A 24,648-nucleotide genomic window follows, 5' to 3' on the forward strand; every position below is an offset into this window, starting at 1 on the left:
CTGTCGGCAGGTGATGCCGTCAGCGCATGGCACCCAGGCGCGCGGCCAGGTGGGAGATGCGCGCGACCCGGCGCGCCAACGCCGCGCGCAGCACCGCCTCGCTGGCGCAGACGTGCACCTGGCTGCGCGCGCGGGTCAGCGCGGTGTAGACCAGCTCGCGCGACAGCGGCCGCGCATCGTGCTGGGGCAGCAGCAGCCACACGCTGTCGAACTCCGAACCCTGCGCCTTGTGCACGGTGGTGGCGAAGGCGCTCTCGTGCATGGGCAGTGTCGAGGGGTGGAACGCGCGCACGCCGCCATCGGTGTCGGCGAACCAGGCCACCGGCACGCCCCGGTCGTCGCGCAGGCACACCCCCAGGTCGCCGTTGAACAGGCGGTGGCGGTAGCTGTTCTCGGTGACCTGCAGCAGCCGGCCATCGAAGTGCGGCGTTGCGCGCGAGCCGCCGAGCGCGGCCTCGATGCGCGTGTTCAGTGCCTGCGCGCCCTGTGGCCCGCGACGCAGCGCCGTCAGCAGCCGCAGGCGGGCCGCGGCGGCCAGCGCCTGGGCGGGGTCCGCCGTCGCCGCCAGCGCGCGCCAGTGCGGCAGCAGGTCAGCGGCGCCCACGGCGAGCGGGTCGGTCGCGCCTTCGTGGAAGTGCACGCCCTGCAGCGTGCCGCCGCGCAGCAGCGCCAGCGCGCCATCGGCATCGCCGGCGCGGACGGCATCGGCCAAGGGTGCGAGATCGAGATGCGCCGCCTGCCGGAAGCCGCGGCGCAGGTGGACGCGATGGCCCTGCAACGGGGCGGCGACACGTTGCCGGGTGCCCGAGTCCGCGACCGGCGCGGCGAACAAGTCGGCGGTCTCGCCGGGCGATACCTGGACCAATACGGGCGGGGCCGCATCGACATCGGCGTGCTCGTCGTCGCCGGCCGCTTCACAGATCGACGCCAGCACGTCGCCGGCTTCCACCGACGGCAGCTGGTCGGGATCGCCCAGCAGCACCAGCCGCGCACCGTCGGGCACGGCATCGGCCAGCTTGCACATCAGCGGCAGGTCGACCATCGAGGCCTCGTCCACCACGACAAGATCGAACGGCAACGGGGTGTCGGCGTCGAAGCGGAAGCGCGGGCTGCCCGGGATGGTGCCGAGCAACCGGTGCAGCGTGGATGCGCCATCGGGCAGCGCGTCCAGCCACGCCGGGTCGATGCCATCGATTCCGCGCAGCCGTTCCAGCGCGGCGCGCAGGCTTTCGGCCATGCGCTCGGCGGCGCGGCCCGTGGGCGCGGCCAGCGCGATGCGGGGCACCGGCCGGCCCGACAGCGCCGCCTGCGCAACCAGCAGCACCAGCAGCCGCGCGATGGTGGTGGTCTTGCCGGTGCCCGGGCCGCCGGTCACCAGCAGCAGCGACGTCGCCAGCGCCCGGCTTGCGGCGCGCGCCTGCAGGGTGTCGGCGGTCGCCGCGGGGAACAGCGCTTCGCGCACCGGCGCGAGCATCGCGTCGTCGAAGGGATCGGGTGCTGTCGCGGCAATGTGGGCGAGACGCTTCGCGAGGCGGTACTCGTACTCGCGGTAGCGGCGCAGGTAGAGCAGCCCGTCTTCGAGCACGAGCGGCGCGGCCGCCGAAGTGCCCTCCACGTCGGGCCGTGCCACCCAAGGCGATCCGGCGAGCGCGGCACGCCATGCCTCCGGGGCCGGCCAATCGATGTCGCCTTCCACCAATAGCGCCGGCTGTGCGGGGTCGAACGCGGCATGGCCGTGCGCAACCGCCAGCGAGGCCAGCGCCGCAGCCGCCAGCACCGCATCGGGCGTGGCGGAGTCGAGCCGGCGCAGGCTCTGCGCGAAGGCGTGGTCGAGCGTGCGCAACGCGCCGGCCTGCGTGAGCGCCTGCATCAGGCTCATGCCGCCGCCTCCGTGGCACGGCCGGCGAACAGCGCGTCCAGCGCGTCGACCAGGTCCGGCTCGAACCGCCACGCCTGCACGCCGGGCGCATCCTCGCGCGTCGCATCCAGCCCACGGCAGAACAGGTAGCGCACGCCACCGAAGTCGCGCGCGTAGTCGTAGCGCTCGCCCAACCGGAAGCGCAGCCAGCGGTGCAGGGCCAGTGTGTAGATCAGCGCCTGCAGGTCGTACTCGCTGTGCGCCATCGCCTCACTGAGCTGCGCGGGGCCGTACCCGGGCAGGCGGTTGGACTTGTAGTCGAGCACGTACCAGCGGCCGTCGTGCAGGTAGGTCAGGTCGATCAGGCCGGTCATCAGGCCTTCCAGCCGGCGGCGCATACCGAAGCCTTGGCGCCCGCGCAGCAGGCCGTGGCGGTGCAGCAGCGCGATCAGCGCATCGACGCGCGTCGGCGCGAGCGCGAACTGGAACTCCATCTCGGCGCGGCGCGCATCATCCGGAACGTCGGCCAGGCGCATGCCCTCGGGCAGCGCGGCGGTCAGCGTCTGGCCCACCAGCGGCGTGAGCACGGCCACGCCGTCGTCGATCTCGTCGTCGGCATAGCCGGCCGCGCGCAGGCGTTCAACGAGGATGTCGACATCGCTGCCCGGCGCGGGCTCGCCCGGGGTCCACGCCGCCCAGCCGGCGAAGTCGACGCGCTCGAGCACGTCGTGCAGCACCACGCCGAAGCGCGCGCCGGCGAAGCGCGGATCGAACGCGTCCGCGCCGTCCCCGTCCGTCACTGCCTGGTCGGTCGCGGGCTCCGGGCCGGCCTCGTCCTGACCGCCGGCAGCCGGCTGCGTGGCCGCGCTGGAGGCATCGCCCGCACCTTCGGCGTTGGCCAGCTGGGTGAAGCTGTAGACCCACCAGTCGCTGGCGAGCGCGCGGGTGGCGATGCGCGCGGGCGGCACGGTGTCCTCGGACTCGGGCGGCAGCCAGGGCAGCGTGTCGGGCGGCGTGCTGCGGTCGATGACCACCGCGCCATCCGTGGCCGCGACCAGCGCATCCGGGTCGGCGATCATCGCGGCGATCGCGGCCTTGCCGTGGTTGTAGAACGCGCCGCCCGCCAGCCACAACGCGTGGCGCGCGCGCGTCAGGCCGACGTAGAGCAGGCGCGCGTCTTCGGCCTGCTGCGCCGCCTGCCACTGCGCCTTGGACTCTTCCCATCCCGATTGCGACGGCAGCAGCTTCCAGTGCAGCGTGCGCGTGCCGTCGCGCGACACCGTGACGTGCTGGCCGGCATCGCGCGCCTTGCCGCCGACGGCGGCGAACGGCAGGAACACCAGCGGGTACTCCAGGCCCTTGCTCTTGTGCAGCGTCACCACCTGCACCCGGCGCGCGTCCGATTCCAGCCGCAGCAGTTGGCTGTCGTCATCGCTGCTGGCCTCGGCGATCGACCGCGCCAACCAGTCGACCAGGCCGTGCAGGCCGAGCGCGCGCGCCTGCGCCTCCTGCAGCAGTTCGGCCAGCTGCAGGTAGTTGGTGAGGCGCCGCTCGCCGTCGAGCAGGCCGAGCAGGCGGGCGGCGTGCTGCGCGCACAGGTCATTGACCAGCGCCAGCGGGCCGCCACGCTGCAGGCGTTCGCGCCAGCCGATGGCGGCCAGCCGCCAGTGGTTCAGTGCGTCGCGATTGCCGTCTCCATCCCCGCCTTCCGCCGGCGTGTCGAGTGCAGCGACCTGCGACACGTCCAGGCCGATCAGCACGGTGGACAGCGCCCTGCGCAGGCGGCCGTCGTCGGCACCGTGCAGCACCGCCAGCAGCAGCGCGTGCAGCTCGCGCGCCTCGTCGGTGGCAAACAGGCTCTGCTTGCCCGCCGCCACCGCGGGGATGCCGGCCAGCGCCAGCGCCTGGCGGATGCGCGTGGCCTCGCTGTGCGAACGCACCAGCACCGCGATGTCGCCCGGCTGCACCGCACGGCCGTCGATCGTGGCGTTGCCTTCGCGGGCGTCGGCGAGCACGCGGTGGATCGCCGCGACGCAGGCGCGCGTCGCCAGTTCGCGCGAGCGGCCCGCGCTGTGGGGCTTCACCTTGCCTGCAGCGTCGGGTGGCGGCGACGGCGCCTGCCACAGCGTCAGCGCGGGCGCCGGCCGGCCGTCGCGCAGGTAGTCGTCGTCGCTGCGCGTGCCGCCGGGCCGGAGGTCCTGGAAGCGGATGCGCGGGTCCACGAACGGCGGCGTGCCTGCATGCTCGGCCTGCGCGTACAGCGCCGAGATCGCACGCAGCACGCCGGGGCGGGAGCGGAAGTTGGTCGACAGCGGCGGTGCCTCGTCCGCGGTGTCGCGCGCGGCCAGGTAGGTGTCGACATCGCCGCCGCGGAACCCGTAGATCGCCTGCTTGGGATCGCCGATCACGAACAGCGCCGGCGCGCCGCTGGCCGCGCCGAACACGCGTTCGAAGATCCGCCACTGCCGCGGGTCGGTGTCCTGGAACTCGTCCACGAGTGCGACGGCGTACTGCGCGCGCAACCGATCGACCAGGCTGTCGGCGTACGCGCCGTCGAGCGCGTCGGCGACGCGGTCGATCAGGTCGTCGTAGGTCTGCACGCGCTGCTGCTGCTTGAAGCGGGCGAAGCGGGCGCGGGCGTCGTCGCGCAGCGCGTGCAGCAGTTCGACGCGGCGCGCGTCCTGCCATTCGGCCACGGCGGCGAGCGCGTCCAGGTACGCCGGCACGGCATCGCAGACCGGCGAATCCGGGGTGCGGCCGGCGCCGGCCTTGCTGGTGCGCAGGCGCAGCGTGTCGCGCTGCAGTTGCGGCAGCTTGGCGTGTTGGAACGGCGTGTCGGGATCACCCGCCTCGCACCAGGCATGCAGGGCGTCGAACAGCGCCGCGATCCAGTCGGCCTTGTAGCTGCCGCCGTGCAGCACCTTGCCCTCGACAGCCGACAGCAGCGAAGCGCGGAAATCGTCGCCGTGCGCGCGGAACGCATCCGCCAGCGCGGCACCGCTCGCGCGCAGGCGCGGCGCGGGGTCGGTCGGCAATCCGGCCAGCGCCGGATGCAGCGCGCGTTCGCGCACGAGCGGCGGCAGGTCGCCGGCCAGCGCCAGGGGGCCGCCGGTCCACATCGCCAGCAGGTCGTCGGCGGCCCCGTCACCGGCGCCGTGCGCGCGCCACAGGTCGGCGGCGATGGCCTCGCGCAGCGTCGCATCGTTGGCCAGCAACTCGGGGGCATCGAACCCTTGCCCGGCCTCGAGTGCGTGTTCGCGCAGCACACGCGCGCAGAAGCCGTGGATGGTGAAGATCGCCGCCAGGTCGATGTCGTTGGCGGCCCCCTGCAGCCGGCGGCGCAGCGCATCGGCCGACTCCGTGCCGCCGTCCAGGTGCGCCGCCAGCATGGCATGGGTCAGCACGGCTTCCGGTGGCGCATCGTCCGGTGGGCGCGCGTCGACCAGGTCGGCCGCCAGCAGCAGGCGCGCGCGGATGCGGGTGCGCAGCTCCTGCGTCGCCGCCTCGGTGAAGGTGACCGCGAGGATCTGGCCGATGCGCAGGCCGCGCTCCACCACCAGCCGCACCACCAGCGTCGCCAGCGTGAACGTCTTGCCGGTGCCGGCGGACGCCTCGATGGCGCGCACGCCGTCCAGCGGCAGCGTGAGGTAGGGATCGGGCGCGGTGGCGTCGTTCACTCCGCGTCCTCCGTGTCCAGGTTCGCGGCCAGCGCGTGCATGGCGTCCACGTCGGTGCCGTCGTACGCCGCCCCCGACACCACCGCGAGGTAGATCGTCAGCGCGAGGTCGACGAACGCGACCTGCGTCGTGGCATCGGTGAAGGGATCACGGCCCCGCAGCGCCAGCCGCAGCGCATCGCCGTCGCGCTCGCTCCAGCTGCGTTCGCTGCCGCGCCACTTCTTCGCGGCCGCGTCCAGGCCTTTCTCCAGGGTGGGCGCGTTGAACAGCTCCCAGCCGGCGTAGGGCGCGAAAGGGAGCGGCTCCCGCAGGCCCTTCCCGCGCAGCGCCATCAACGAGCGCAACAGGCCGCGCGCCGCGTCCGGGTCCAGGTCGGGACGTGGATGCGGCCCCTGACCGGCGTCGCCGGCGTCGTGGAACTCGACCAGCGACACGTCCATTCCCGCCGCCCGCGCAAACAACCAGTCCAGGCCGTTGCGGATCGAGGACGGGCCGTTGGGCGTGTCGAACCGGATGCGGGCGATGCCGTGCGGGTACACATCGCGCACGCGGCCGTGCAGCACGGTGCCGTCGATGTCGACCTCGAGCCGGGGCGCGTCAGCCATGGTCTCGCCGCGCCAGTCGCGGAAGGCATCGGCGTAGCGGGCGACATCGCCCCGCACCTGCTCCAGCGTGCGCCGCCCGAGCGGTCCCGACGGCAGCAAACCGCGTGCGCGCAGCAGCGCGTGGGTGGTCGCATCGTCGTCGCCGCGCAGGCAGGCGTCGAACACCGCCCGCTGCAACGCCTGGCGCGCCAACCCGCGGCGGGGCGCGAGCAGCGGTTCGACATCGCCTTCGGGTGCTTCGATCTCAGGCAGGCGCAGCCCGAGGCGCTGCCGCAGGAACGTCTCGGCCGGCGCCTGCAGGAAGCGCCGCAGCGCATCGAGCGGCAGGCGTTGCTCCGCGTCCGCCTGCATGGGCGCGAGCGCTTCGTCGAACCACGCCGGCAGCGGCACGCGCCGCTGCGCCGGCTGCGCGGCGGCCGGCCACCACGCCTGCCTGTAGGAGAACCGGCGCGGCTCGTCGCCGGCGCCGAACGCGGCCGGTGCGAACGGCTGCAACGGATGCCGCACCACCAGCTGCGCCTGCGCATCGACCTCGGGTGCGTGCTGCGCCGCCGCGGCGGCCAGCAGTTCGGCCACCAGCACCGACGGCTCGCGCACGCTGCCGTCGCGCGGGTCGGCGCCGCGGTAGCTGACGTAGAACACGTCCTGCGCGGCGGCGAACAATTGCAGGAACAGGAAGCGGTCGTCGTCGCGCGTGGAGCGGTCGCCGGTGCGACGCTGATCGCTGCCCAGCTCCGCGGTGAGACGGTTGAGGCCGGCGGCCGGGTCGCGGCGCGGGAATTCGCCGTCGTCCATGCCCAGCAGGCAGATCACGCGGAACGGCAGCAGCCGCATCGGCACCATGCGGCCGATGCTCACGCCGCCGGTGAGCAAGGGTGCGCGCGTGTCGGCCTCGCCCAGCACGCCGGCGAAGTGCGCACGCACGGCCTCGGCCGGCACCGGTGCATCGAACCCCGCGCGGCGCGCGTCGGCGGCGAAGGCATCGACCAGCTGCCGCAGGCGGTCCAGCGCGCGTTGCGTCGCCGGCAGCGACGGCGGGCGCGGCAGCAGGGTGTCGAGCAGACCGATCAGGCGGTCGCGCCAGGCATCGGGCGTGATCGCCTCGGCCAGCGCCGTGGTCTGGCGGGCGAGGACGCGCAGCAGCCGGATCAGCGTGTCGAGCGCATCGAGCGCACTGCCTTCCAGCTCCGGCAACGGCGCCACCACCTGCCCGGACGCCGTCACGATCGGCGCGTCGCTGGCACTGGCGTGGCCCAGCAGCAACCGGTCGAGCGCGAAGGCCCAGGTGTAGGCATCGTCGGCCGGCGCATCCAGGCGCGCGCGGTGTGCGGCGTCCAGCCCCCAGCGCGCGCCGGCGGCCTGCAGCCAGTCGCGCAGGCGGGCGAACGCGGCCGCGTCCAGGCCCGCGGCATCGGCCAGCGGCGGGCTGGCGAGCAGGTCGAGCGTTTCCTCCAGCCCGAAGCGCGACACCGGCAACGCCAGCAGGCGCATGAACACCGCGGCCAGCGGCTCGCCGGCCAGCGGGCTGGCATCGGCCAGCGCGTACGGGATGGCGTCGTCGCGGCCGCGGCTGCCGAACACCGCCTCGAAGTACGGCAGGTACAGGTCGATGTCCGGCGCCAGCACAGCCACCTCGCGCGGCTGCAGCGGCGGGTCGAAGCGGGGGTCTTCGAACAGCGCGCGCAACTGATCGTGCAGCACCTGCAGCTCGCGCAGGCGCGTGTGGCAGGCGTGCACCTGCAGGCTGGGGTCGTCGCGGCGCACGGCAGGCAGGCGCGTGCGCGGGTCGCTGTCGTTCGGCGCCCGCGGTGGCGACGGCCGGCGGTGGAACAGGTCCGACTGCAGCCGCCGCAGCAGGCTGCCGTGCAGCGCGCCGCCGCCAACAAACGGGTCGACATCGCCGCGGATCTCCGCGCTCGGATGCACCACCTCGTAGCCGCCGAGCAGCGCCATGAAGTCGCGCCCGGCCGTGCCCCAGGCCTGCAGCAGCGGGTTCTCGCTGGCCACGGCATCCGCACCTGACGTGCGCACGCGCTGCAGGTCGCCCCAGTAGTCGCGGCTGGGCGAGGGCACGTAGAAGTGCAGCGTGCCGACACGCGCCTGCGTGGCGAGTACGCGCAGCACGTCGGGCGACACATTGAGCGTGGCGAAGGCGAACAACCGCGTCGGCAACCCGGCCGGCATGGCGGATCGGGCGCCGTCGAAGCGGTCGAGGTACTGCTGGATGCGCCTCGCACGATGCGTCCGGCCGGTGGCGACGCGCCGCCACAGCACCGCCTGCGGGTCGTCGGCGTCGGCGCCCGCCTCCCAGCGCAGCAACCAGTCGCGGCGCCAGGCCTGGTACTTCTCGAAGATCCCGCCGAGTTCGCCGGCCAGCGCCCACGGTTTCACCGGGTCGGCACCGGACAGGTAGGACCGCAGCGCGGCCATGGCGGGCGCGGCCAGCACCGCGTCGTCGGTCAACGCGTCGTACAGGCGCCAGCGCAGCGCGGCGGCGTCGAGATCGTCGCGCTCGCCCGGGACGTTGGCCTGCAGCGCGCGGGCGACGAACTCGCCTGGTGTGAGGAACTCCAGGTTGGCGGCGACGCCGTACTCGGCCGCGAGTGTGGCCTGCAGCCAGCGGCGCATCGCCACCTGCGGGATCAGCACCGTGTCGGGCGCCAGCAGCGGCTGGCCCGGCGCGGGCGTGCGCAGCTCCGCCGCCAGCAGCCCCGCCAGCACCTCCAGTGAATTGGAGTGGTACAGGCGGAAGTCGGGCGCGGTCGGCATGGCGTGCATCTTGCCGCAGCGCGGTCGCAGGCCGCGAGACGCGGTGTCTGCGGATGGGACAGGAGCGCGCGCTCAAAGCCCTCCCCTTCAAGGGGAGGGTTGGGTGGGGATGGGTTGAAACGCGAGACGCGGACTCATCCCCATCCCGGCCTTCCCCTTGAAGGGGAAGGAGACAAGCGGCGCTCGGACTGGATGGTTGCGCCGTCTCGATGCCCTGCTCGCCGCCTCTGCGACAATGCGCCGACAAGCGCGGTTCAGCCGGCCCCGGCCAAGCTGCGCGTGTTTTGCCCGCGCGCGGCCGTGCCGTCGCGCGCCCGCGACCCCATGAAACGGTGCCCATGGACCCCCACGCTCCCATCGTCCGCCTGGCCGGCGTCCGCCTCGACCGCGGCGGACGCACCGTGCTGCGCGACATCGACCTGACCGTCCCGCGCGGGCAGGTGGTGGCCGTGCTCGGGCCGTCGGGCAGCGGCAAGTCGACGCTGCTGGCCGCGCTCACCGGCGAGCTGGAACCCGCGGCCGGCACCGTCGAAGTGCTGGGCCAGCCGGTGCCGCGCCGCATGCGTGACCTGCTGGAGCTGCGCAAGGGCATCGGGGTGCTGCTGCAGGGCAACGGCCTGCTGACCGACCTGACCGCCGCCGAGAACGTCGCGCTGCCGCTGCGCACGCACACCAGGCTGCCCAAACCGGTGATCGACCGCCTGGTGCGCATGAAGCTGCACGCGGTCGGCCTGCGCGCCGCCGCCGATGCCTTCCCGCGCGAGCTGTCGGGCGGCATGGCGCGTCGCGTGGCGCTGGCGCGCGCGCTGGCGCTGGACCCGCCGCTGATGGTCTATGACGAACCGCTGACCGGGCTGGACCCGATCGCGTCCGGCGTGGTGATGGACCTGGTGCGCCGCCTCAACGACACGCTCGGCCTGACCAGCATCGTCGTCACCCACCACGTGCACGAGACGTTGCCGGTGGCCGACCACGCCATCGTGATCGCCAACGGTGGCATCGTGTTTTCCGGCGCGCCCGCGCAACTGCAGGCCAGCACCGACCCGCTGGTGCGCCAGTTCCTGGACGGCCAGCCCGACGGGCCGATTCCGTTCGATGCCGCCCCGCGCGGCGCCACCGTGCCCGAGGCCGCCTGATGCCCTTCGTTGCCGCCACTCGCTCGGTCGGTCGCGCCGGGCTCTTCACGCTCTCGGTGCTGCGCGCATCGAAGCCGACCGCCGACTTCCTGCGCGAACTCGTGCGCGAGATCTACAAGATCGGCGCGCGCTCGCTGCCCATCATCGCCGTCGGCGGCGCGTTCGTGGGCCTGTCGGTGACGCTGCTGGGCTACCGCGCGCTCGACACCTACGGCGCCGCCAACCAGGTCAGCGCGATGCTCGGGCTGGGCCTGTACCGCGAACTGGGCCCGGTGCTGACGGCGCTGCTGTTCATCGGCCGCGCCGGCAGTTCGATCGCGGCCGAACTGGGCCTGATGCGCGCCACCGACCAGATCACCGCGCTCGGGCTGATGGCGATCGACCCGGTCGGCAAGGCGGTCGCGCCGCGATTCTGGGCGGCAGTGCTGTGCGTGCCGCTGCTGACGGCGTTCTTCTGCAGCCTGGCTATCAGCGCCAGCTACTTCGAGGCGGTGCACGTGATCGGCGTGGAGTCGGGCGTGTTCTGGCAGGTGCTCAAGGACAGCGTCGACTTCGGCAAGGACTTCGCGATGGCCTTCGCCAAGGCCGCGGTGTTCGGTGCGGTGGCGGCGCTGGTTGCGGCCTACGTCGGCTTCCATGCCGAGCCGACCATCGAGGGCACCTCGGTGGCCACCACCAAGGCGGTGGTGAATGCCTCGCTGCTGGTGCTGATGTTCAATTTCGTGATGTCGGCGCTGCTGTTTCGTTGATGCGATTCCTTCGCAAAACCCCGCACGACCCTGTGCGGACTTCCCAATGCAATACCCGCCCGATGGCGGGTTGAGGTGACCTCCATGTCCTCCCGAGCCCCCCGCATCGAATTCGCCGTCGGTGCCTTCCTGTTGCTGGCGCTGGCATCGCTGCTGGTGCTGGCGATCGCCTCCACCAACGGCAACTTCGGTTTCGGCGGCGACCGCTACGAGGTCACCGCGCGCTTCACCAACCTGGGCCCGCTGCGCGCCAACGCGCCGGTCAAGGTCGGCGGCGTGACCATCGGCCAGGTCAGCGACATCACGCTGGACCCGGTGAAGCTCGACTCGGTGGTGACGCTGGCCATCGACAACCGCTATTCCGACCTCCCGGCCGACACCAGCGCCGCCATCCTCACCAGCGGCCTGCTGGGCGAGAGCTATGTCGGCCTGGCGCCGGGCGGCGACCCCGAACCGCTCAGGGAGGGCGACGAGATCTTCCTGACCCAGCCGTCGGTGGACCTGATGCAGCTGGTCGGCAAGTACATGTTCAGCGGGGGTGCGGACAATGCCGCCGGTGACGACGCTGCGGCCGATCCGGCCGCCCCGGCTGAAGGCGGGTCCGACGAGGACCTCCCGCCCTACCTCCAGTAATCCCTTTCCCCCGCGGCGAAGGCCCGCCCCTCCCCCAGGAGCACACCGCATGAAGCAGACCGCCATTTCCCTCGTGATCGCCAGCGCCCTGCTGGCCGCCACCCCCGCGCTGGCCCAGCAGGCCGCGCCCAACCAGGCCGCGCAGACGCGCCAGGCCGGTTCGCCGAGCAAGCTGGTGCTGGACAACAGCACGCGCATCCTGAGCACGCTCGAATCGCGCCGCGCCGAGTTCACGCGCGACCGCGCCGCGCTGAGCCAGTTCGTCTCGAGCGAGTTCAACCAGATGTTCGACCGCGACTACGCCGGCCGGCTGGTGCTGGGCGTGCACGGCCGCGGCGCGTCCGATGCCGACGTCAAGCTGTTCGCCGATGCGCTGGCCGACAACCTGATGCAGCGCTACGGCTCGTCCTTGCTGGACTTCAACACGCGCCTGCAGGTTCGGGTGAAGTCCGAGACCCCGCTGCGCGGCGGCGCCATCATGCGCGTGTCCACCGAGATGCTGCGCCAGGGCGGCGAGCCGATCCCGGTCGACTACCTGATGCGCAAGACCGGCAACGACTGGAAGGTGTTCGATGTGATGGTGGAAGGCGTGAGCTTCGTGCAGACCTTCCGCAACCAGTTCGACTCGCCGCTGCGGCAGAAGTCGATCCCGCAGGTCGCCGCCGAACTCAAGGCCGGCAAGCTCAACGCAAGCGCCAACTGAGTGGCCGCACCCACGGCCACCGTGGTCCGCAACGGCAACGCGCTGGTGTTCACCGGCGCGTTGTCGCGTGAGGCGTGCGCGGCGGCGTGGAAGCAGGCGCAATCGATGCTCGGTGCCGACGTGGACACGTTCGACCTGCGCGCGGTGGATCGCATCGACAGCGCAGGCCTTGCGCTGCTGGCGGAGCTGGCGGGGCGATGCGATGGCGTGGACGTGCTGGGCGAACCCACCGGCCTGGCCGAACTGCGCACCGCGTACCGCCTGGACACCGCGCTGGCCTTCCACGGCTGAGACGCAGGCCCCGGTTCAACACACTGTTCCAGACCGGACGCCGCGTAGGCATGGCCGACCTCCGCCTCCGCAACCTAAACTGCCCGCATGCGCCCCCACGCAACCCTCCTCTCCACGCTGTTGCTGCCTTGCCTGCTACTGAGCACCACCGGCGTGATGGCGCAGGTGGTGGGGCGGCCGTTGTCCGCGCAGCAGCGCATCGAATTCGATCGCTGCATGGAAGAACGCGCCGGCGAGGAAGGCGTCTTTGCGAAGTGCGTTCGACTGATCGAGGACGGCCGGGCGGACGAACCCGCCGTACCGCCGTCCGAGGTCGAGGACGCGACGGACGCGGACGCGGCACCTGAAGACCCGCGCACCCAGGCCGAGCGCGACTTCGACGCGCTGTACGGAAACGGCACGCCCTATGACCCGGTCGCCGATCCGACACTGCCGGAGCCGGCGGTCATCCCGGGCAGTTACGACCCATGGGAGCGCTACAACCGGCAGATGCACCGCTTCAACAACGCGGTCGACCGCACGGTCGCGCGTCCGCTGGCGCGGGCCTATGTGGAAGTGGTGCCGCGGCCCGTCCGGCTGGGCGTGAGCAATTTCTTCAACAACCTCGGCCAGCCGGTGGCGGCGGTGAACGCGCTGCTGCAGGGCAAGCCGAAGCAGGCGGCGCAGTCGCTGGGCCGGTTCGCGCTCAACTCCACGCTGGGCATCGGCGGCATCTTCGACCCGGCCAGCGACGCCACCCTGCCCAACCGCAGCGAGGACTTCGGCCAGACGCTGGGCGTGTGGGGCTGGGAGCGTTCGCGCTACGTCGAGCTTCCGCTGTTCGGCCCGCGCACGGTGCGCGACGTATTCGGCATGGTCGGCGACGCGCCGCTCAGCCCGCTGCGCCAGATCGGCGACGAGCAGACCCGCATCCCGCTGCAGGGCCTGCAGCTGGTCGACGTGCGCACCCAGCTGCTGTCCACCGACAGCCTGCGCGAGGGCGCGGAGGACGACTACGCGCTGGTGCGCGATGCGTGGACGCAGCGGCGCAACTACCAGATCTTCGGCGATCGCCTGGACGAAGAAGCCAGCGACGACCTGCCCGACTACCTGCGCGAAGAGTTCAACCCGACCGTGCCGGTGGACGCGATCCCGGTGACGCCGATGGGTGGCGGGAACTGAGGCAATGCACGTGCGGGTCTCGTCGACCCGCGACGGCCCCGGCAATGCACCCTGTAGGAGCGGCTTCAGCCGCGATCGACCGCCCACGAATGCCGCTTGTGTAGGAGCGACGTAAGTCGCGACCTGCGCACCTGTCCGGTCTCTCGCGGTCGCGACTTACGTCGCTCCTACAACGAAACCGGATCTGCGCGTGGAAACCTCTGCATACGCGGCGGGCCGATTGCCGATCGCGGCTGAAGCCGCTCCTACAAAGGCACGTCCGCAACGCCACGCACGCCGGTGCGGTCAGACGACCTCGTCGCCCTCGGTTTCGCCATCGTCCAGTGACGTACCCAGCAGCTGCCGGCTCTCGTCGCTGGGCAGCTGTTCCACGCCGCGCAGCTTGCGTTCGATCGCGCGGGTGCGCACGCCGGTCTGCTTGATGCTGTTCTGCACCGTGTCGAGCTGACTGGCGGCCTTCTCCAGCACCGTCGCGAACTTGCCGAACTCCGTCTTGACCGCGCCCAGCACCTGCCAGACCTCGCTGGAGCGCTTCTCGATGGCCAGCGTGCGGAAGCCCATCTGCAGGCTGTTGAGCAGCGCGGTTATGGTGGTCGGGCCGGCCAGCACCACGCGGTACTCGCGCTGCAGCGCATCCATCAGGCCGGGGCGGCGGATGGTCTCGGCGTAGAGGCCCTCGGTCGGCAGGAACATCACCGCAAAGTCGGTGGTGTGCGGCGGCGACACGTATTTGTCGCAGATCGACTTGGCCTGCAGGCGGATGGCGCGTTCGAGCTGCGCGGCATGGGTACGCACCGCATCCGGGTCGCCGCGGTCCTGCGCATCCAGCAGGCGTTCGTAGTCCTCGCGCGGGAACTTGGCGTCCATCGGCAGCCATACCGGCGTCTCGTCATCGCGCCGCCCGGGCAGGCGGATCGCGAAGTCCACCGCCTCGGCGCTGTCGGGCTTCACGCGCACACCGCGCGCGTACTGCTCGGCGACCAGCGTCTGCTCCAGGATGGCTTCGAGCTGGACCTCGCCCCAGCCGCCACGGTTCTTGACGTTGGTCAGCACGCGCTTGAGGTCGCCCACGCCGGTGGCCAGCTGCTGCATTTCGCCGAGCCCGCGCTGCACCTGCTCCAGGCGCTCGGACACCAGCCGGAAGGATTCGCCCAGGCGCGCTTCCAGCGTGCTCTGCAACTTCTCGTCGACAGTCGCGCGCATCTGCTCGAGCTTGCTGGCGTTGTCGGCCTGCAGCTTCTGCAGTTGCTGCTCGAGCGTGGCGCGCATCTCGCCGATGCGCTGCTCGTTGCGTTGGGTGAGTTCGGCCAGGCGCTGGCCGAGGCCGTCGGCGAACCGCTGCTGCGCCTCGGCGCCTTCCAGCCGCGCCTTGCGCGCATCCTCGGCCACCGCGATGCGGAACTCGTCGAGCCTGCGGTCGGTGCGCTCGGTCAGGTCCGCGAGCTTGCCGCCGAAGCCGTCGATGCGCGCCGCCTGCTGGGTGCCGAGGCTGTCGAGCTGCTGGCGCAGCTCGCTGCGGCCCTCGCGCTGCTCTTCGCGCAGGGCCGCTTCCAGTCGGTCGCGGTGCGCCTGCAACGCGTCGTCGGGGCGCCGACGCAGGAGAGCCAGCAGCAGGCCGACGGCGGCCAGAGCGGCCAGCAACACCGCCACCAGCAGGAACAGGACGAGGGGGGATTCGGTCATCGCGCCAGTGTAGCGGCGGCGGTCGCAGGGGCTGCGATGCGGGGTCCGGATCACCCCGATGTTGGAGACAGACCCACCTGCAGGAGCGGCTTCAGCCGCGATCGACCCTCCACGTAAGCCCGCATGTAGGAGCGACGTGAGTCGCGACCCGCGTACTCACCCGTCTATTCGCGGTCGCGACTCACGTCGCTCCTGTAGAGGCTTCAACCGACGCCAATGGTTGGGCACCGATCGCGCCTGAAGCCGCTCCTACAACGGCGAGTCGCCGCACCGCCTCAATCCAGCACGCGGCAGAACACGGCCTTCAGATAGCGGCTTTCCTGCACCTGCGCCAGGAACGGGTGGTCCGGGCCGGCGCCGGACACCTTCAGCACCTGCACGGTGCGGTTGGAGTAGAACGCCGCGCGCCGCAGCATGTCGAGGAACTGCTCCTCGCTGACCAGCCCGGTGCAGGAAAACGTCGCGAACAGGCCGCCGGGCTTCACCACGCCCAACGCCAGCTTGTTCATGTCCAGGTACTTCTTGAGCGCGGGGATCACCTGCTCGCGGTCGCGCGTCATCTTGGCCGGGTCGAGGATGACGACGTCGAACTGTTCGCCGGCGTTGGAGGCATCGCGCAGCCACGGGAAGATGTCGGCCTGCACGAAGCGCGGGCGCACGCCGTTGAGCTTGGCGTTGCCCTTGGCGATCTCGATGACATCGGCATCGATGTCCACGCCGACCACCTCGGATGCGCCGCGCACCGCGGAGTACACCGCGAAGCCGCCGGTGTTGCAGCACAGGTCCAGCACCCGACGGCCCTCGACGTGCTGGCTCAGCCACTGGCGGTTCTCGCGCTGGTCGGCGAAGAACCCGGTCTTGTGTGCGCCGGCGGGGTCGGCGCGGAACTTCACGCCGTGCTCGGTGATGACGGCGGGCGCCGCGGGCTCGCTGCCGCGGTAGTCGAACGACTCCTGCTTCTGCACGTGCTCGTCGGCGAAGGCATGGAAGCGGCAGCCCGGGAACTGCTCGCGCAGCGCCTCGAAGATCCATTCGCGATGCCGGAACGCGCCGGCGCTGAAGAACTCCACGACCAGCAGGTCGGCGTAGCGGTCCACCACCAGCCCGCTGATGCCGTCGCCCTCGCTGTGGACCACGCGCCACGCATCGCTGACGGCATCGAGATCGAGCACCTCACGGCGCAGCTCGACGGCCGCGGCGATCTTGCGCGAGAACCAGCCGGCATCGACGGGTACGCGGTGGTCGGTCTCCAGCACGCGCACGGCGATGCGCGAATGGCCGTTGTAGAAGCCGCGGCCGATCCACTCGCCGTCCACGCCGACCACGTCCACGATCGAGCCGGGCTTGGGGCGCTGCGCGGGCTTCTCGACCAGGCGCTGGAAGATCCACGGATGGCTGGATTTCCAGGCGTTCTTGAGGCGGACGGTGGGGATGGCATCGGAGGACTGATTCATCGCGCCATTCTACGCGGCGCACTGCTTCAGTCCCGGCGCGTCCTGCTCCCTCTCCTGCGTGGAGGGGAGGGTTGGGGAGGGGTGCCGTTTGGGCCCGCGCACCGCCCACGCCGCGCCAAGAGCACCCCCTCCCAACCGTCCAGCCCGTCGGCACAGCCGCCGTGCGTTCTTCGGGCCGCGAGCCCGTGGCTCGCAAGCAGCCCTCATCACCCCCCTGCCGCGCAGGGGGAGGAGCCAATGCCGCCGAACCTTGCAATCCCCGCCTGCGCCGCCACACAGGGGCCATGCACCTGCCCGCCGAAGCCGACCCCGTCGATCCCAGGACCCAGCGCGCGCACGACCGCCGTCGCTGGCTGCGTGCCCTCAACCTGAGCCTGGCGGCCGTCCTGGTCGTGTTCGCCGTGTTCGCGGCGCAGGCCGGCATCGACCTGGACACGTGGGCGGTGCGGCCGCGATCGGTCGATGGGCTGCTGGGCGTGCTGACCGCGCCGCTGCTGCATGGCTCGATCGAACACGTCGCCACCAACGCCATCGCCCTGCTGCTGCTGGGCACGCTGGCCGGCGGCCTGTACCCGCGCGCGACGTACTGGGCGCTGCCGCTGATGTGGCTGGGTTCGGGCCTGGGCGCGTGGTGGCTCGGCGAGGCCGGCAGCCGCCACCTCGGCGCCAGTGGCGTGACCCACGGGCTGATGTTCATGGTGGCCACCCTGGGCCTGCTGCGCCGCGACCGCCCCGCGGTGGCCGCGGCGATGATCGCCTTCCTGCTGTACGGCGGCATGCTGATGTCGGTGCTGCCGCGCGAGGCCGGCATCTCCTGGCAATCGCACCTGGGCGGGGCCGTGGGTGGCGTCGTGGCCGCATGGCTGCTGCGCCGGCGCGACCCGCAGGCGCCGCGCGTGCGCTATAGCTGGGAGGACGAGGAGGACGGCGTCGACATGCAGGCGCAGGCGGGCCGTGACGCGCTCGAGCCGCCGTCGCCGGATGACGTTCCGGTGATCTGGCAGCGGGCGGAAGAACCGCGCGGGACGGTACTGAAGTTCCGGCCGCGGGACGGGCGAGGCCGCGACCCGCACGATTGAGTGGTGCCGGGCCCGGCGCTGATGCGTGCGGTCGGCGCTTAGCCGCACCCCGCATTCGCATCGTCGGTCGTTGGTGCATGCAATCCGGTGCTAGCGTGCCGTGCTCCCCTCGCCACCCTCTCCGCATGCGGACATTGATCCCAAGCACGGCGGCTGCCCTGGCCGCGATCCTGCTCGCCGCGTGCACGGCGGAACGCGTTGACGCCCCGGCCTCCGCGTCGGCCGCCCGCATCCGGGCCGATGTGCAGGTACTGGCCGACGACCGCATGCAGGGCCGCATGACAGGTACCCCCGGCTTCGACCACGCCGCGCGCTACGTGGCGGTGCGCATGCAGCGGATCGGCCTGGAGCCGGCCGGCGATTCGGGCTGGCTGCAGCGGGTCCCGTTGCAGCAGTCCGTCGCAATCGTCGAGCGTGCCGTGGTGGCCGTTCGCAACGACGGGCGCTCGACCCGCCTGCAGCCGGGCCGCGATGTCCTGCCCGCCCCCGGCTTCGAGGACGCCGTCGCCCTCACGGACCTGCCGATGGTGTTCGCCGGCCACGGCGTGCATGCGCCGGAACTCGGCGTTGATGATTTCACCGGCCTCGACCTGCGCGGAAAGGCCGTGCTGCTGCTGGGCGGCACGCCGGCACGCCTGGAACCGGACCTTCGTGCGTACTACGGCGCGACCGGTACCAAGCTCGAGGCGCTCGCGGCACGTGGCGCGGTGGCCGCGGTGTTCCTGCGCACGCCGGCCGACGAAGCGGCGCTGCCGTGGTCACGCCTGGCCGAAGTGCTGGCACGGCCGGCCATGCGCCTCGCGGAGGCGCCGCAAACAACCGTGCGTGCCGTGCTGCATGTGCATGCCGATGCGGTCGACACGCTGCTGGCTGGCAGCGGTCGCACGCTCGCGCAACTGGCGGCGCAGGCCGACGCAGGGGCCTTGCCGACGTTCGCGTTGCCCAACCGGCTCGATCTGGCCACCGCGTCGCGCCTGCAGCCGGTCGAGTCGGCCAACGTCGTCGGCCGGCTCCCCGGCAGTGATGCCCGCCGCGCGGGTCAGGTCGCGATCACCGCCCACCTGGACCACCTCGGCGTGGGGGTCGGCGGCGATGACCGCATCTTCAACGGCGCCGTCGACAACGCACTCGGCGTCGCGGTCATGCTGGAAGCCGCGCGCCGGATGGCGGCCGCACCGGCGCCGGCGCGCGACACGCTGTTCGTGGCGCTGACCGGCGAGGAGCAGGGCCTGCTGGGCGCGCAGGCCTTCGCGCAGGCCGCCACCGACGGTGCGCTCGTTGCCAACCTCAACCTCGACATGCCGTTGCTGCTGGCACCGACGCGCGACGCGGGCGTGGCTGGGGTCGAGCGGTCGGAGCTGGGCGGGCACGTGCGCGAAGCGGCCGACGCAATGGACGTTGCGCTGACGCCCGACCCGATGGCCGCGCAGGGCACGTTCGTACGCAGCGACCAGTTCGCGTTCGTGCGGCGCGGCGTGCCCGCGCTGTACCTGATGGGTGGCACGGACCCGGTGCGTCGCAACGACGACCCAGCGGCGGCGGCCGCGGCATTCATGCGCGAGCGCTACCACCGGCCGGAAGACGACGCCGACAGCCCGATCGCCTGGAACGATGCCGCACGCCTGGCCGGGCTGGTGGCCCGCACCGCGGCTTCGGTCGCCGATGCGCCGCGCCCGCCGGCCTGGCGCGCGGGCGATTTCTTCGGCGGCCGCTTCGCGCCGTCACGGCCGTTGGAGTCGCCACCGCTGCCGTGACCTCCCGGCCATGGCGGCGGCGGTGGGCGCGTGCTATCCCTGCGCTCCCCAACCGACACAGGACCGTCGCCATGCACCAGTGGTATTTCCATTCCGGCAGCGATGCCAGCCGCATCGGCCCGCTGGACGAGGACGCCGCGCGCGAGCACGCGCGCCGCCATCCCGATGCACGCTGCTGGCGCGAGGGTTTCGCCGACTGGATGCCGGTGCGCTCGGTGCCGGAGCTCGCCGTCACGCCTTCGGGCCCACCGCCGCACCTGCCGGCCGTGCCCAGCGGCGGCACCAGCCGCAGCGACGAAGTCGACTACCGCATCATCGGCAACGACATGCCGTTCGTTGAAGTCGAGCTGGACCCGGGCGAAAGCGCCATCGCCGAGGCCGGCGCGCTGATGTACAAGGACGCGTCCGTGCAGATGGACACGGTGTTCGGCGACGGCCGCCACAGCGGCCAAGGCGGCGGCCTGATGGACAAGCTGCTGTCGGCCGGCAAGCGCGTGATCACCGGCGAAAGCCTGTTCACCACGATGTACACGCACACCGGCAGCGGCAAGGCGCGCGTCGCGTTCGCCGCCCCCTACCCGGGCACGGTGGTGGCGATGAAGCTGTCCGAGCACGGCGGCCGCCTGATCTGCCAGAAGGACAGCTTCCTGGCCGGCGCGCGCGGCGTGGCCATCGGCATCCACTTCCAGCGCAAGATCCTCACCGGCCTGTTCGGTGGCGAGGGCTTCATCATGCAGAAGCTCGAGGGCGACGGCTGGGTGTTCGTGCATGCCGGCGGCACGCTGGTGGAGTACGACCTCAAGCCCGGCGAGCGCCTGGACGTGGACACCGGCTGCGTCATGGCCTTCCACGACAGCGTGCAGATGGACGTGCGCGCGGTCGGCGGCATCAAGAGCATGCTGTTCGGCGGCGAAGGCGTTTTCCTGGCCTCGCTCACCGGGCCGGGCAAGGTGTGGCTGCAGTCGCTGCCGTTCTCGCGCATGGCCGGCCGCATGCTGGCCGCGGCGCCGCAGGCCGGTGGGCAGGACCGCGGCGAAGGCTCGGTGCTGGGCGGACTGGGGCGGTTGCTGGATGGGGATAACCGGTTCTAGACGCGGGAATCGAGGGGCTGTCATCCCGGGCAAAGCGAGGGACCTGCCTGACAGAGGTCCCTCGAAGCACGCCCGGTCAGGAGGCACTCCCAACGCCGTCATTCCTGCGAACGCAGGAACCCAGTGACGTTGCTTCCGCTGGCTGCGTAGGCCTGAAGGTCAATGTGGGTCCCAGCGTTCGCTGGGACGACGGGGGACGGCGTGGATGCATGCCGTCCGCCTTGCCTGAAAGTCCATGCATGGCAGTCGGACGCCGTTCGGTCGCGAGCGGCTATCCTCCGCGCGCTTTGTTTCCGGATTCGCCCATGCCCGCTCCAACCCGTCTGCGCCTGTCGTTGCTGTGCGCCACCGCCGTCGTGCTGGCCGCGTGTGGCGGGGGCGACACCGTGCGCCCCACGCCGCCGGCACCGGCGCAACCCGTTGCGGCCGCCAAGCCCAAGCCGGTGCGCATTGGCTTGGCGCTGGGCGGCGGCGCGGCCAAGGGCTTCGCGCACATCGGCGTGATCAAGATGCTTGAGGCCAACGGCATCACGCCGCACGTGGTCAGCGGCACCAGCGCCGGCAGCGTGGTCGGGGCGCTGTACGCCAGCGGCATGGACCCGTTCGCGCTGCAGGAAAAGGCCGTGGCGCTGGACGAGTCCAGCATCCGCGACGTGCGCCTGTTCTCCGGCGGGCTGGTGCAGGGCCAGGCGCTGCAGGACTACGTCAACGCGCAGGTCGGCAACCGGCCGATCCAGTCGCTGTCCAAGCCGTTCGCGGCCGTGACCACGTGGCTGGAAACCGGCGAACGCTCGGTGTTCGTGCGCGGCAACACCGGCCAGGCGGTGCGCGCCTCCAGCGCGGTGCCGGGCGTGTTCGAGCCGGTGCGCATCGGCGAACGCAGCTTTGTCGACGGGGGCGTGGTCAGCCCGGTGCCGGTGGACGCGGCGCGCCAGCTGGGCGCCGAGTACGTGATCGCCGTGGACATCTCCAGCAAGGCCAGCGGCACCACGCCGACGCACCTGCTGGGCGTGGTCAACCAGTCCATCGCGATCATGGGCCAGACGCTGGGCAAGCAGGAGCTGGCGCGCGCCGACGTGGTCATCCGCCCCGCGGTCAACGACATCGGCCCGGCGGATTTCGAACAGCGCAACGCCGCGATCCTGGCCGGTGAGCGCGCGGCACTCGCCGCGTTGCCGCAGATCAGGAAGGAACTCGCCGCCGAGCGCGCACGACGCGTGGCGGCGCTGGCGCCGAAGCCGGTGCCGAAGGCGCCGGAGCCTGAGTGCGAGACGAGCTGGGTGGGTGCGATCAACCCGTTCGGGAAGGATTGCGCGGACGATTGACGTCGTATGTCGCCTCCGCGCACGGCGGACGCCCCCTCCGTCATTCCCGCAAAAGCGAGGTCGGTTTTTCCCTTGGCGCATGCGCCTACGTCCCATGCTTTCGTTTCGCCCGGCTCCCTGGAACGGCAACGTCCATGGATTCCCGCCTATGACGGCTTGAGAAGAGGGCCGAATTCTCGGCCTCTCAACCCGCCTCCCGCGACCCCACCGGCACGCCGCCGAACGCCTTCACCGTGCGCAGCACGAAGCTGGAATTGACGTCGGCCACGCCGCTGGCGTTGAGCAGCCGGTCCAGCAGGAAGCGCGAGAAGTGGTCGAGGTCGCGCACGACCACGTGCAGCAGGTAGTCCATGTCACCGGTCAGCGCGTGGCAGGCGACCACCTCGTCCCATCGCGCGATGGCCTCGACGAAGCGGCCGACGTGCTCGACGTCGTGCTTCTCCAGCTGCACGCGGACGAACGCCTGAAGCCCCAGGCCAACCCGCTCGGGGTCGACCTCGGCGCGGTAGCCGGCGATCACGCCGTCGCGTTCCAGCCGCTGCACCCGTCGCAGGCAGGCCGAGGGCGAGAGGTGCACCCGCTCGGCCAGCTCGGCGTTGGTCAGCCGGCCCTGTCGCTGCAGCTCGGCGAGCAGGTGCAGGTCGATGCGGTCCAGCTCGGCTTCGCGCATTTTTGTTCACCTGAATGGCAAATTTCCGCAATTATGGTGCGCCATCGTCAGACGTAGGCGCAACAACGCAACCCCGTTGCGCCGCAACGGCGCTACGCTGGTCGACCACCCGAGGTACGGAGACCTGCCATGAGCGCCACCGCCCCCCGCCGCGTCGAGAACATCCAGACCGACAAGGGCAAGGTCCCGGTCTACGCCACCGGCATCATCGAGCAGCCCTGGGACGACTACGGCGACGAGGACCACGCTACCTGGGCCACCTTGTACGCACGCCAGCGCGAGGTGCTGAAGGGCCGCGCCTGCGACGAGTTCATCGCCGCGCAGGACGCGATGGGCATGACGCCCGACCGCATCCCCAAGTTCGCCGAGCTCAACGAAGTGCTGTCCAAGGCCACCGGCTGGACGTTGATCGGCGTGGAAGGCCTGCTGCCGGAGCTCGACTTCTTCGACCATCTCGCCAACCGCCGCTTCCCGGTGACGTGGTGGATCCGGCGCCCGGACCAGATCGACTACATCGAAGAGCCCGACCTCTTCCACGACCTGTTCGGCCACGTGCCGCTGCTGATGATCCCGGTGTTCGCCGACTACATGGAGGCGTACGGCCGCGGCGGCGTGAAGGCGCACGCAATCGGCGCCGACGCGCTGCAGAACCTGACGCGGCTGTACTGGTACACGGTCGAGTTCGGCCTGATTCGCCAGAAGGACGGCGTGCGCATCTACGGCAGCGGCATCGTGTCGTCCAAGGGCGAGTCGATCCACTGTCTGGAGAGCGATGCCCCCAATCGCATTGGCTTCGACCTGGAGCGGATCATGCGCACCCGCTACCGCATCGACACGTATCAAAAGACGTACTTCGTGATCGACAGCTTCGAGCAGCTGATGGATGCCACGCGCCCGGACTTCACTCCGATCTACGAAAAGCTGGCGCAGCTCGATTCGATCCCGGCCGGCACGGTGCTCGAGACCGACCACGTGTTCAACCGCGGCACCGGCGAAGGCTGGCTCAACGACGGGGACGTCTGAGGCGCTGCAGCAGCTGCGCGGCGTGGGCGCGCTCAGGCACACCTGAGGGCCTAACGGGCCGAGAGCGCGTGCCCGGCTGGCGCACCACGCGACGTGCGAGCAGGCCAGCCCCGGTGAATCCGGCCCCGAACACCGCCAGGAAGGCCGGCAGCGCCCAGACCTCGGGGACGCTGTCGATCCGTGCGGACATCGTCCCGTCGGCCAGACGCTGGTAGCGCACCGGCACCTGGGAGCCGACCGTCGGCACGCGCGCCTCGGGCAGGGCCACGGTGCCGACGAACCGCCGCATGCGGCCGCGGTCGTCACGGTAGGCGACCACGGGCACCATGGTCTGGCTGTTGCGACCCCGGCCCAGCCGCTGCGTGCCGCCGCCGCGACCTTCGCGGTCAATCACCGTGCCCGTCGCAGGCGTACTGCCGGATATGAACAGTGCCGCCGCGACCAGCATCAGCAGGCTCAGGGCGTGGATCAGGCCGCCCAGCACCGACCAGCCCCACGCCTTGAGCATCAGGCTCCGCTGCGGCCGACTCACTTCATCCGCACCGTGATGCGCCGCCCGCTCGCCGGCAGGTCGAAGGAGATGCGCTCGAAGCCCGGCCGCTTGAGGACGAACGGGTTGTTGGAGAAGCCGTAGTCGTCCTGCGGAATGCCCAGCGGGCCGACGTCGAACTTGCGGTTGCCGTCCTTGTCGTGCAGCACCATCACGCCGTACCGGCCCGCGCGCAGGCCGTCGAAGCGGACGTTGAGGCGCGTGCTGCCATCCGGGTACACGCGCTTCATGGCCAGCGCATCGCGCGTGCCGTTCCAGGCCTCTTCCGAATCGAACAGGAAGACGGTGAGGCGGCCGCTTTGCGCGCCGACGTCCTCGATGTCGACGGCAAGCTCGGTGGCCAGCGCAGGCAGGGCCAGCAAGGCGGACGCGAGTGCACCCAGCCGCAGGGCACGGGTACGACGATGGACGGACAGTGAAGGCATCGAAGGCTCCGG

At 71.6% G+C, this 24,648-nt stretch carries 19 protein-coding genes; 11 read left to right on the plus strand and 8 right to left on the minus strand.

All coding sequences use genetic code 11. From position 1 onward, the window contains the following. Positions 1 to 19: 19 nt before the first annotated feature. Genes recD through recC form a run of 3 tightly spaced genes read right to left on the minus strand, consistent with a single transcriptional unit; the run spans position 20 to position 8,918 of the window. Complete coding sequence (gene recD, locus K6753_RS00190) at positions 20 to 1,879, minus strand: exodeoxyribonuclease V subunit alpha (RefSeq protein WP_223674175.1); 1,860 nt, start codon at positions 1,877 to 1,879, stop codon at positions 20 to 22. Then, positions 1,876 to 5,535 carry a UvrD-helicase domain-containing protein gene (locus tag K6753_RS00195; RefSeq protein WP_223674176.1) on the minus strand — a complete coding sequence of 1,220 codons (3,660 nt, stop codon included), beginning with the start codon at positions 5,533 to 5,535 and terminating at the stop codon, positions 1,876 to 1,878. Before K6753_RS00195 ends, recD begins: the two co-directional genes overlap by 4 nt. Beyond that, positions 5,532 to 8,918, minus strand: a complete 3,387-nt coding sequence (recC, locus tag K6753_RS00200; RefSeq protein WP_223674177.1) for an exodeoxyribonuclease V subunit gamma — start codon at positions 8,916 to 8,918, stop codon at positions 5,532 to 5,534. Before recC ends, K6753_RS00195 begins: the two co-directional genes overlap by 4 nt. A gap of 329 nt (positions 8,919 to 9,247) precedes the next feature. Here recC and K6753_RS00205 point away from each other — a divergent pair, with 329 nt between their 5' ends. The 6 genes from K6753_RS00205 to K6753_RS00230 all read left to right on the plus strand — a co-directional run bounded on the left by K6753_RS00205 (position 9,248) and on the right by K6753_RS00230 (position 13,582). Next, on the plus strand, positions 9,248 to 10,045 hold the full coding sequence (locus K6753_RS00205; RefSeq protein WP_223674178.1) for an ABC transporter ATP-binding protein: 798 nt from the start codon (positions 9,248 to 9,250) through the stop codon (positions 10,043 to 10,045). Continuing rightward, complete coding sequence (locus K6753_RS00210) at positions 10,045 to 10,794, plus strand: MlaE family lipid ABC transporter permease subunit (protein ID WP_223674179.1); 750 nt, start codon at positions 10,045 to 10,047, stop codon at positions 10,792 to 10,794. Before K6753_RS00205 ends, K6753_RS00210 begins: the two co-directional genes overlap by 1 nt. Positions 10,795 to 10,878: 84 nt before the next feature. Further along, on the plus strand, positions 10,879 to 11,427 hold the full coding sequence (mlaD, locus tag K6753_RS00215; protein WP_223674180.1) for an outer membrane lipid asymmetry maintenance protein MlaD: 549 nt from the start codon (positions 10,879 to 10,881) through the stop codon (positions 11,425 to 11,427). A 49-nt stretch (positions 11,428 to 11,476) separates the two neighbouring features. Further along, positions 11,477 to 12,130: an MlaC/ttg2D family ABC transporter substrate-binding protein gene (locus K6753_RS00220; protein WP_223674181.1), complete on the plus strand. Its 654-nt coding sequence runs from the start codon at positions 11,477 to 11,479 to the stop codon at positions 12,128 to 12,130. Beyond that, positions 12,131 to 12,421, plus strand: coding sequence for an STAS domain-containing protein (locus K6753_RS00225; protein WP_223674182.1), 291 nt, complete (start codon positions 12,131 to 12,133; stop codon positions 12,419 to 12,421). 87 nt (positions 12,422 to 12,508) lie between these two features. Then, positions 12,509 to 13,582 carry an MlaA family lipoprotein gene (locus K6753_RS00230; RefSeq protein WP_223674183.1) on the plus strand — a complete coding sequence of 358 codons (1,074 nt, stop codon included), beginning with the start codon at positions 12,509 to 12,511 and terminating at the stop codon, positions 13,580 to 13,582. Between the two features lie 285 nt (positions 13,583 to 13,867). Here the strand turns inward: K6753_RS00230 and K6753_RS00235 are convergent, their stop codons facing one another. After that, positions 13,868 to 15,265 (minus strand): DNA recombination protein RmuC, encoded by a 1,398-nt coding sequence (locus K6753_RS00235; RefSeq protein WP_223674184.1) that lies wholly within the window; start codon positions 15,263 to 15,265, stop codon positions 13,868 to 13,870. 275 nt (positions 15,266 to 15,540) lie between these two features. Continuing rightward, positions 15,541 to 16,719 (minus strand): class I SAM-dependent rRNA methyltransferase, encoded by a 1,179-nt coding sequence (locus K6753_RS00240; protein ID WP_223674185.1) that lies wholly within the window; start codon positions 16,717 to 16,719, stop codon positions 15,541 to 15,543. Positions 16,720 to 17,003: 284 nt separating this feature from the next. Between K6753_RS00240 and K6753_RS00245 the strand changes: the two genes are divergently transcribed. The 4 genes from K6753_RS00245 to K6753_RS00260 all read left to right on the plus strand — a co-directional run bounded on the left by K6753_RS00245 (position 17,004) and on the right by K6753_RS00260 (position 21,968). Beyond that, positions 17,004 to 17,798 carry a rhomboid family intramembrane serine protease gene (locus K6753_RS00245; RefSeq protein WP_223674186.1) on the plus strand — a complete coding sequence of 265 codons (795 nt, stop codon included), beginning with the start codon at positions 17,004 to 17,006 and terminating at the stop codon, positions 17,796 to 17,798. Between the two features lie 125 nt (positions 17,799 to 17,923). Further along, a complete protein-coding gene (locus tag K6753_RS00250; RefSeq protein ID WP_223674187.1) occupies positions 17,924 to 19,552 on the plus strand; it encodes a M28 family peptidase in 1,629 nt (542 codons plus the stop codon). 71 nt (positions 19,553 to 19,623) lie between these two features. Continuing rightward, a complete protein-coding gene (locus K6753_RS00255) occupies positions 19,624 to 20,643 on the plus strand; it encodes a TIGR00266 family protein (RefSeq protein ID WP_223674188.1) in 1,020 nt (339 codons plus the stop codon). Between the two features lie 305 nt (positions 20,644 to 20,948). After that, positions 20,949 to 21,968 carry a patatin-like phospholipase family protein gene (locus K6753_RS00260; protein WP_223674189.1) on the plus strand — a complete coding sequence of 340 codons (1,020 nt, stop codon included), beginning with the start codon at positions 20,949 to 20,951 and terminating at the stop codon, positions 21,966 to 21,968. A 184-nt stretch (positions 21,969 to 22,152) separates the two neighbouring features. On the opposite strand, the gene K6753_RS00265 is transcribed toward K6753_RS00260, so the two are convergent. After that, on the minus strand, positions 22,153 to 22,638 hold the full coding sequence (locus tag K6753_RS00265) for an Lrp/AsnC family transcriptional regulator (protein ID WP_223674190.1): 486 nt from the start codon (positions 22,636 to 22,638) through the stop codon (positions 22,153 to 22,155). A gap of 129 nt (positions 22,639 to 22,767) precedes the next feature. Here K6753_RS00265 and phhA point away from each other — a divergent pair, with 129 nt between their 5' ends. After that, entirely contained in the window at positions 22,768 to 23,661 is an 894-nt protein-coding gene (phhA, locus tag K6753_RS00270) for a phenylalanine 4-monooxygenase (protein ID WP_223674191.1), read from the plus strand. Here the strand turns inward: phhA and K6753_RS00275 are convergent. After that, positions 23,642 to 24,193, minus strand: coding sequence for a DUF3592 domain-containing protein (locus tag K6753_RS00275; protein WP_223674192.1), 552 nt, complete (start codon positions 24,191 to 24,193; stop codon positions 23,642 to 23,644). The two genes, phhA and K6753_RS00275, sit on opposite strands and share 20 nt — an antisense overlap. Continuing rightward, positions 24,190 to 24,636, minus strand: coding sequence for a DUF2141 domain-containing protein (locus K6753_RS00280; protein WP_223674193.1), 447 nt, complete (start codon positions 24,634 to 24,636; stop codon positions 24,190 to 24,192). The genes K6753_RS00275 and K6753_RS00280 overlap by 4 nt, the downstream gene beginning before the upstream one ends. Between the last annotated feature and the right edge of the window lie 12 nt (positions 24,637 to 24,648).

Origin of the sequence: Novilysobacter selenitireducens, assembly GCF_020026895.1 — a bacterium.
GTDB lineage: Bacteria > Pseudomonadota > Gammaproteobacteria > Xanthomonadales > Xanthomonadaceae > Lysobacter_C > Lysobacter_C selenitireducens.

Excerpts from the sequence above, each read along its gene's own strand:
- recD (WP_223674175.1), bottom strand. The coding sequence starts at position 1,879 with ATGAGCCTGATGCAGGCGCTCACGCAGGCCGGCGCGTTGCGCACGCTC.
- recC (WP_223674177.1), bottom strand. The coding sequence starts at position 8,918 with ATGCACGCCATGCCGACCGCGCCCGACTTCCGCCTGTACCACTCCAAT.
- K6753_RS00205 (WP_223674178.1), top strand. The coding sequence starts at position 9,248 with ATGGACCCCCACGCTCCCATCGTCCGCCTGGCCGGCGTCCGCCTCGAC.
- K6753_RS00210 (WP_223674179.1), top strand. The coding sequence starts at position 10,045 with ATGCCCTTCGTTGCCGCCACTCGCTCGGTCGGTCGCGCCGGGCTCTTC.
- mlaD (WP_223674180.1), top strand. The coding sequence starts at position 10,879 with ATGTCCTCCCGAGCCCCCCGCATCGAATTCGCCGTCGGTGCCTTCCTG.
- K6753_RS00220 (WP_223674181.1), top strand. The coding sequence starts at position 11,477 with ATGAAGCAGACCGCCATTTCCCTCGTGATCGCCAGCGCCCTGCTGGCC.
- K6753_RS00230 (WP_223674183.1), top strand. The coding sequence starts at position 12,509 with ATGCGCCCCCACGCAACCCTCCTCTCCACGCTGTTGCTGCCTTGCCTG.
- K6753_RS00235 (WP_223674184.1), bottom strand. The coding sequence starts at position 15,265 with ATGACCGAATCCCCCCTCGTCCTGTTCCTGCTGGTGGCGGTGTTGCTG.
- K6753_RS00240 (WP_223674185.1), bottom strand. The coding sequence starts at position 16,719 with ATGAATCAGTCCTCCGATGCCATCCCCACCGTCCGCCTCAAGAACGCC.
- K6753_RS00245 (WP_223674186.1), top strand. The coding sequence starts at position 17,004 with ATGCACCTGCCCGCCGAAGCCGACCCCGTCGATCCCAGGACCCAGCGC.
- K6753_RS00250 (WP_223674187.1), top strand. The coding sequence starts at position 17,924 with ATGCGGACATTGATCCCAAGCACGGCGGCTGCCCTGGCCGCGATCCTG.
- K6753_RS00255 (WP_223674188.1), top strand. The coding sequence starts at position 19,624 with ATGCACCAGTGGTATTTCCATTCCGGCAGCGATGCCAGCCGCATCGGC.
- K6753_RS00260 (WP_223674189.1), top strand. The coding sequence starts at position 20,949 with ATGCCCGCTCCAACCCGTCTGCGCCTGTCGTTGCTGTGCGCCACCGCC.
- K6753_RS00265 (WP_223674190.1), bottom strand. The coding sequence starts at position 22,638 with ATGCGCGAAGCCGAGCTGGACCGCATCGACCTGCACCTGCTCGCCGAG.
- phhA (WP_223674191.1), top strand. The coding sequence starts at position 22,768 with ATGAGCGCCACCGCCCCCCGCCGCGTCGAGAACATCCAGACCGACAAG.
- K6753_RS00280 (WP_223674193.1), bottom strand. The coding sequence starts at position 24,636 with ATGCCTTCACTGTCCGTCCATCGTCGTACCCGTGCCCTGCGGCTGGGT.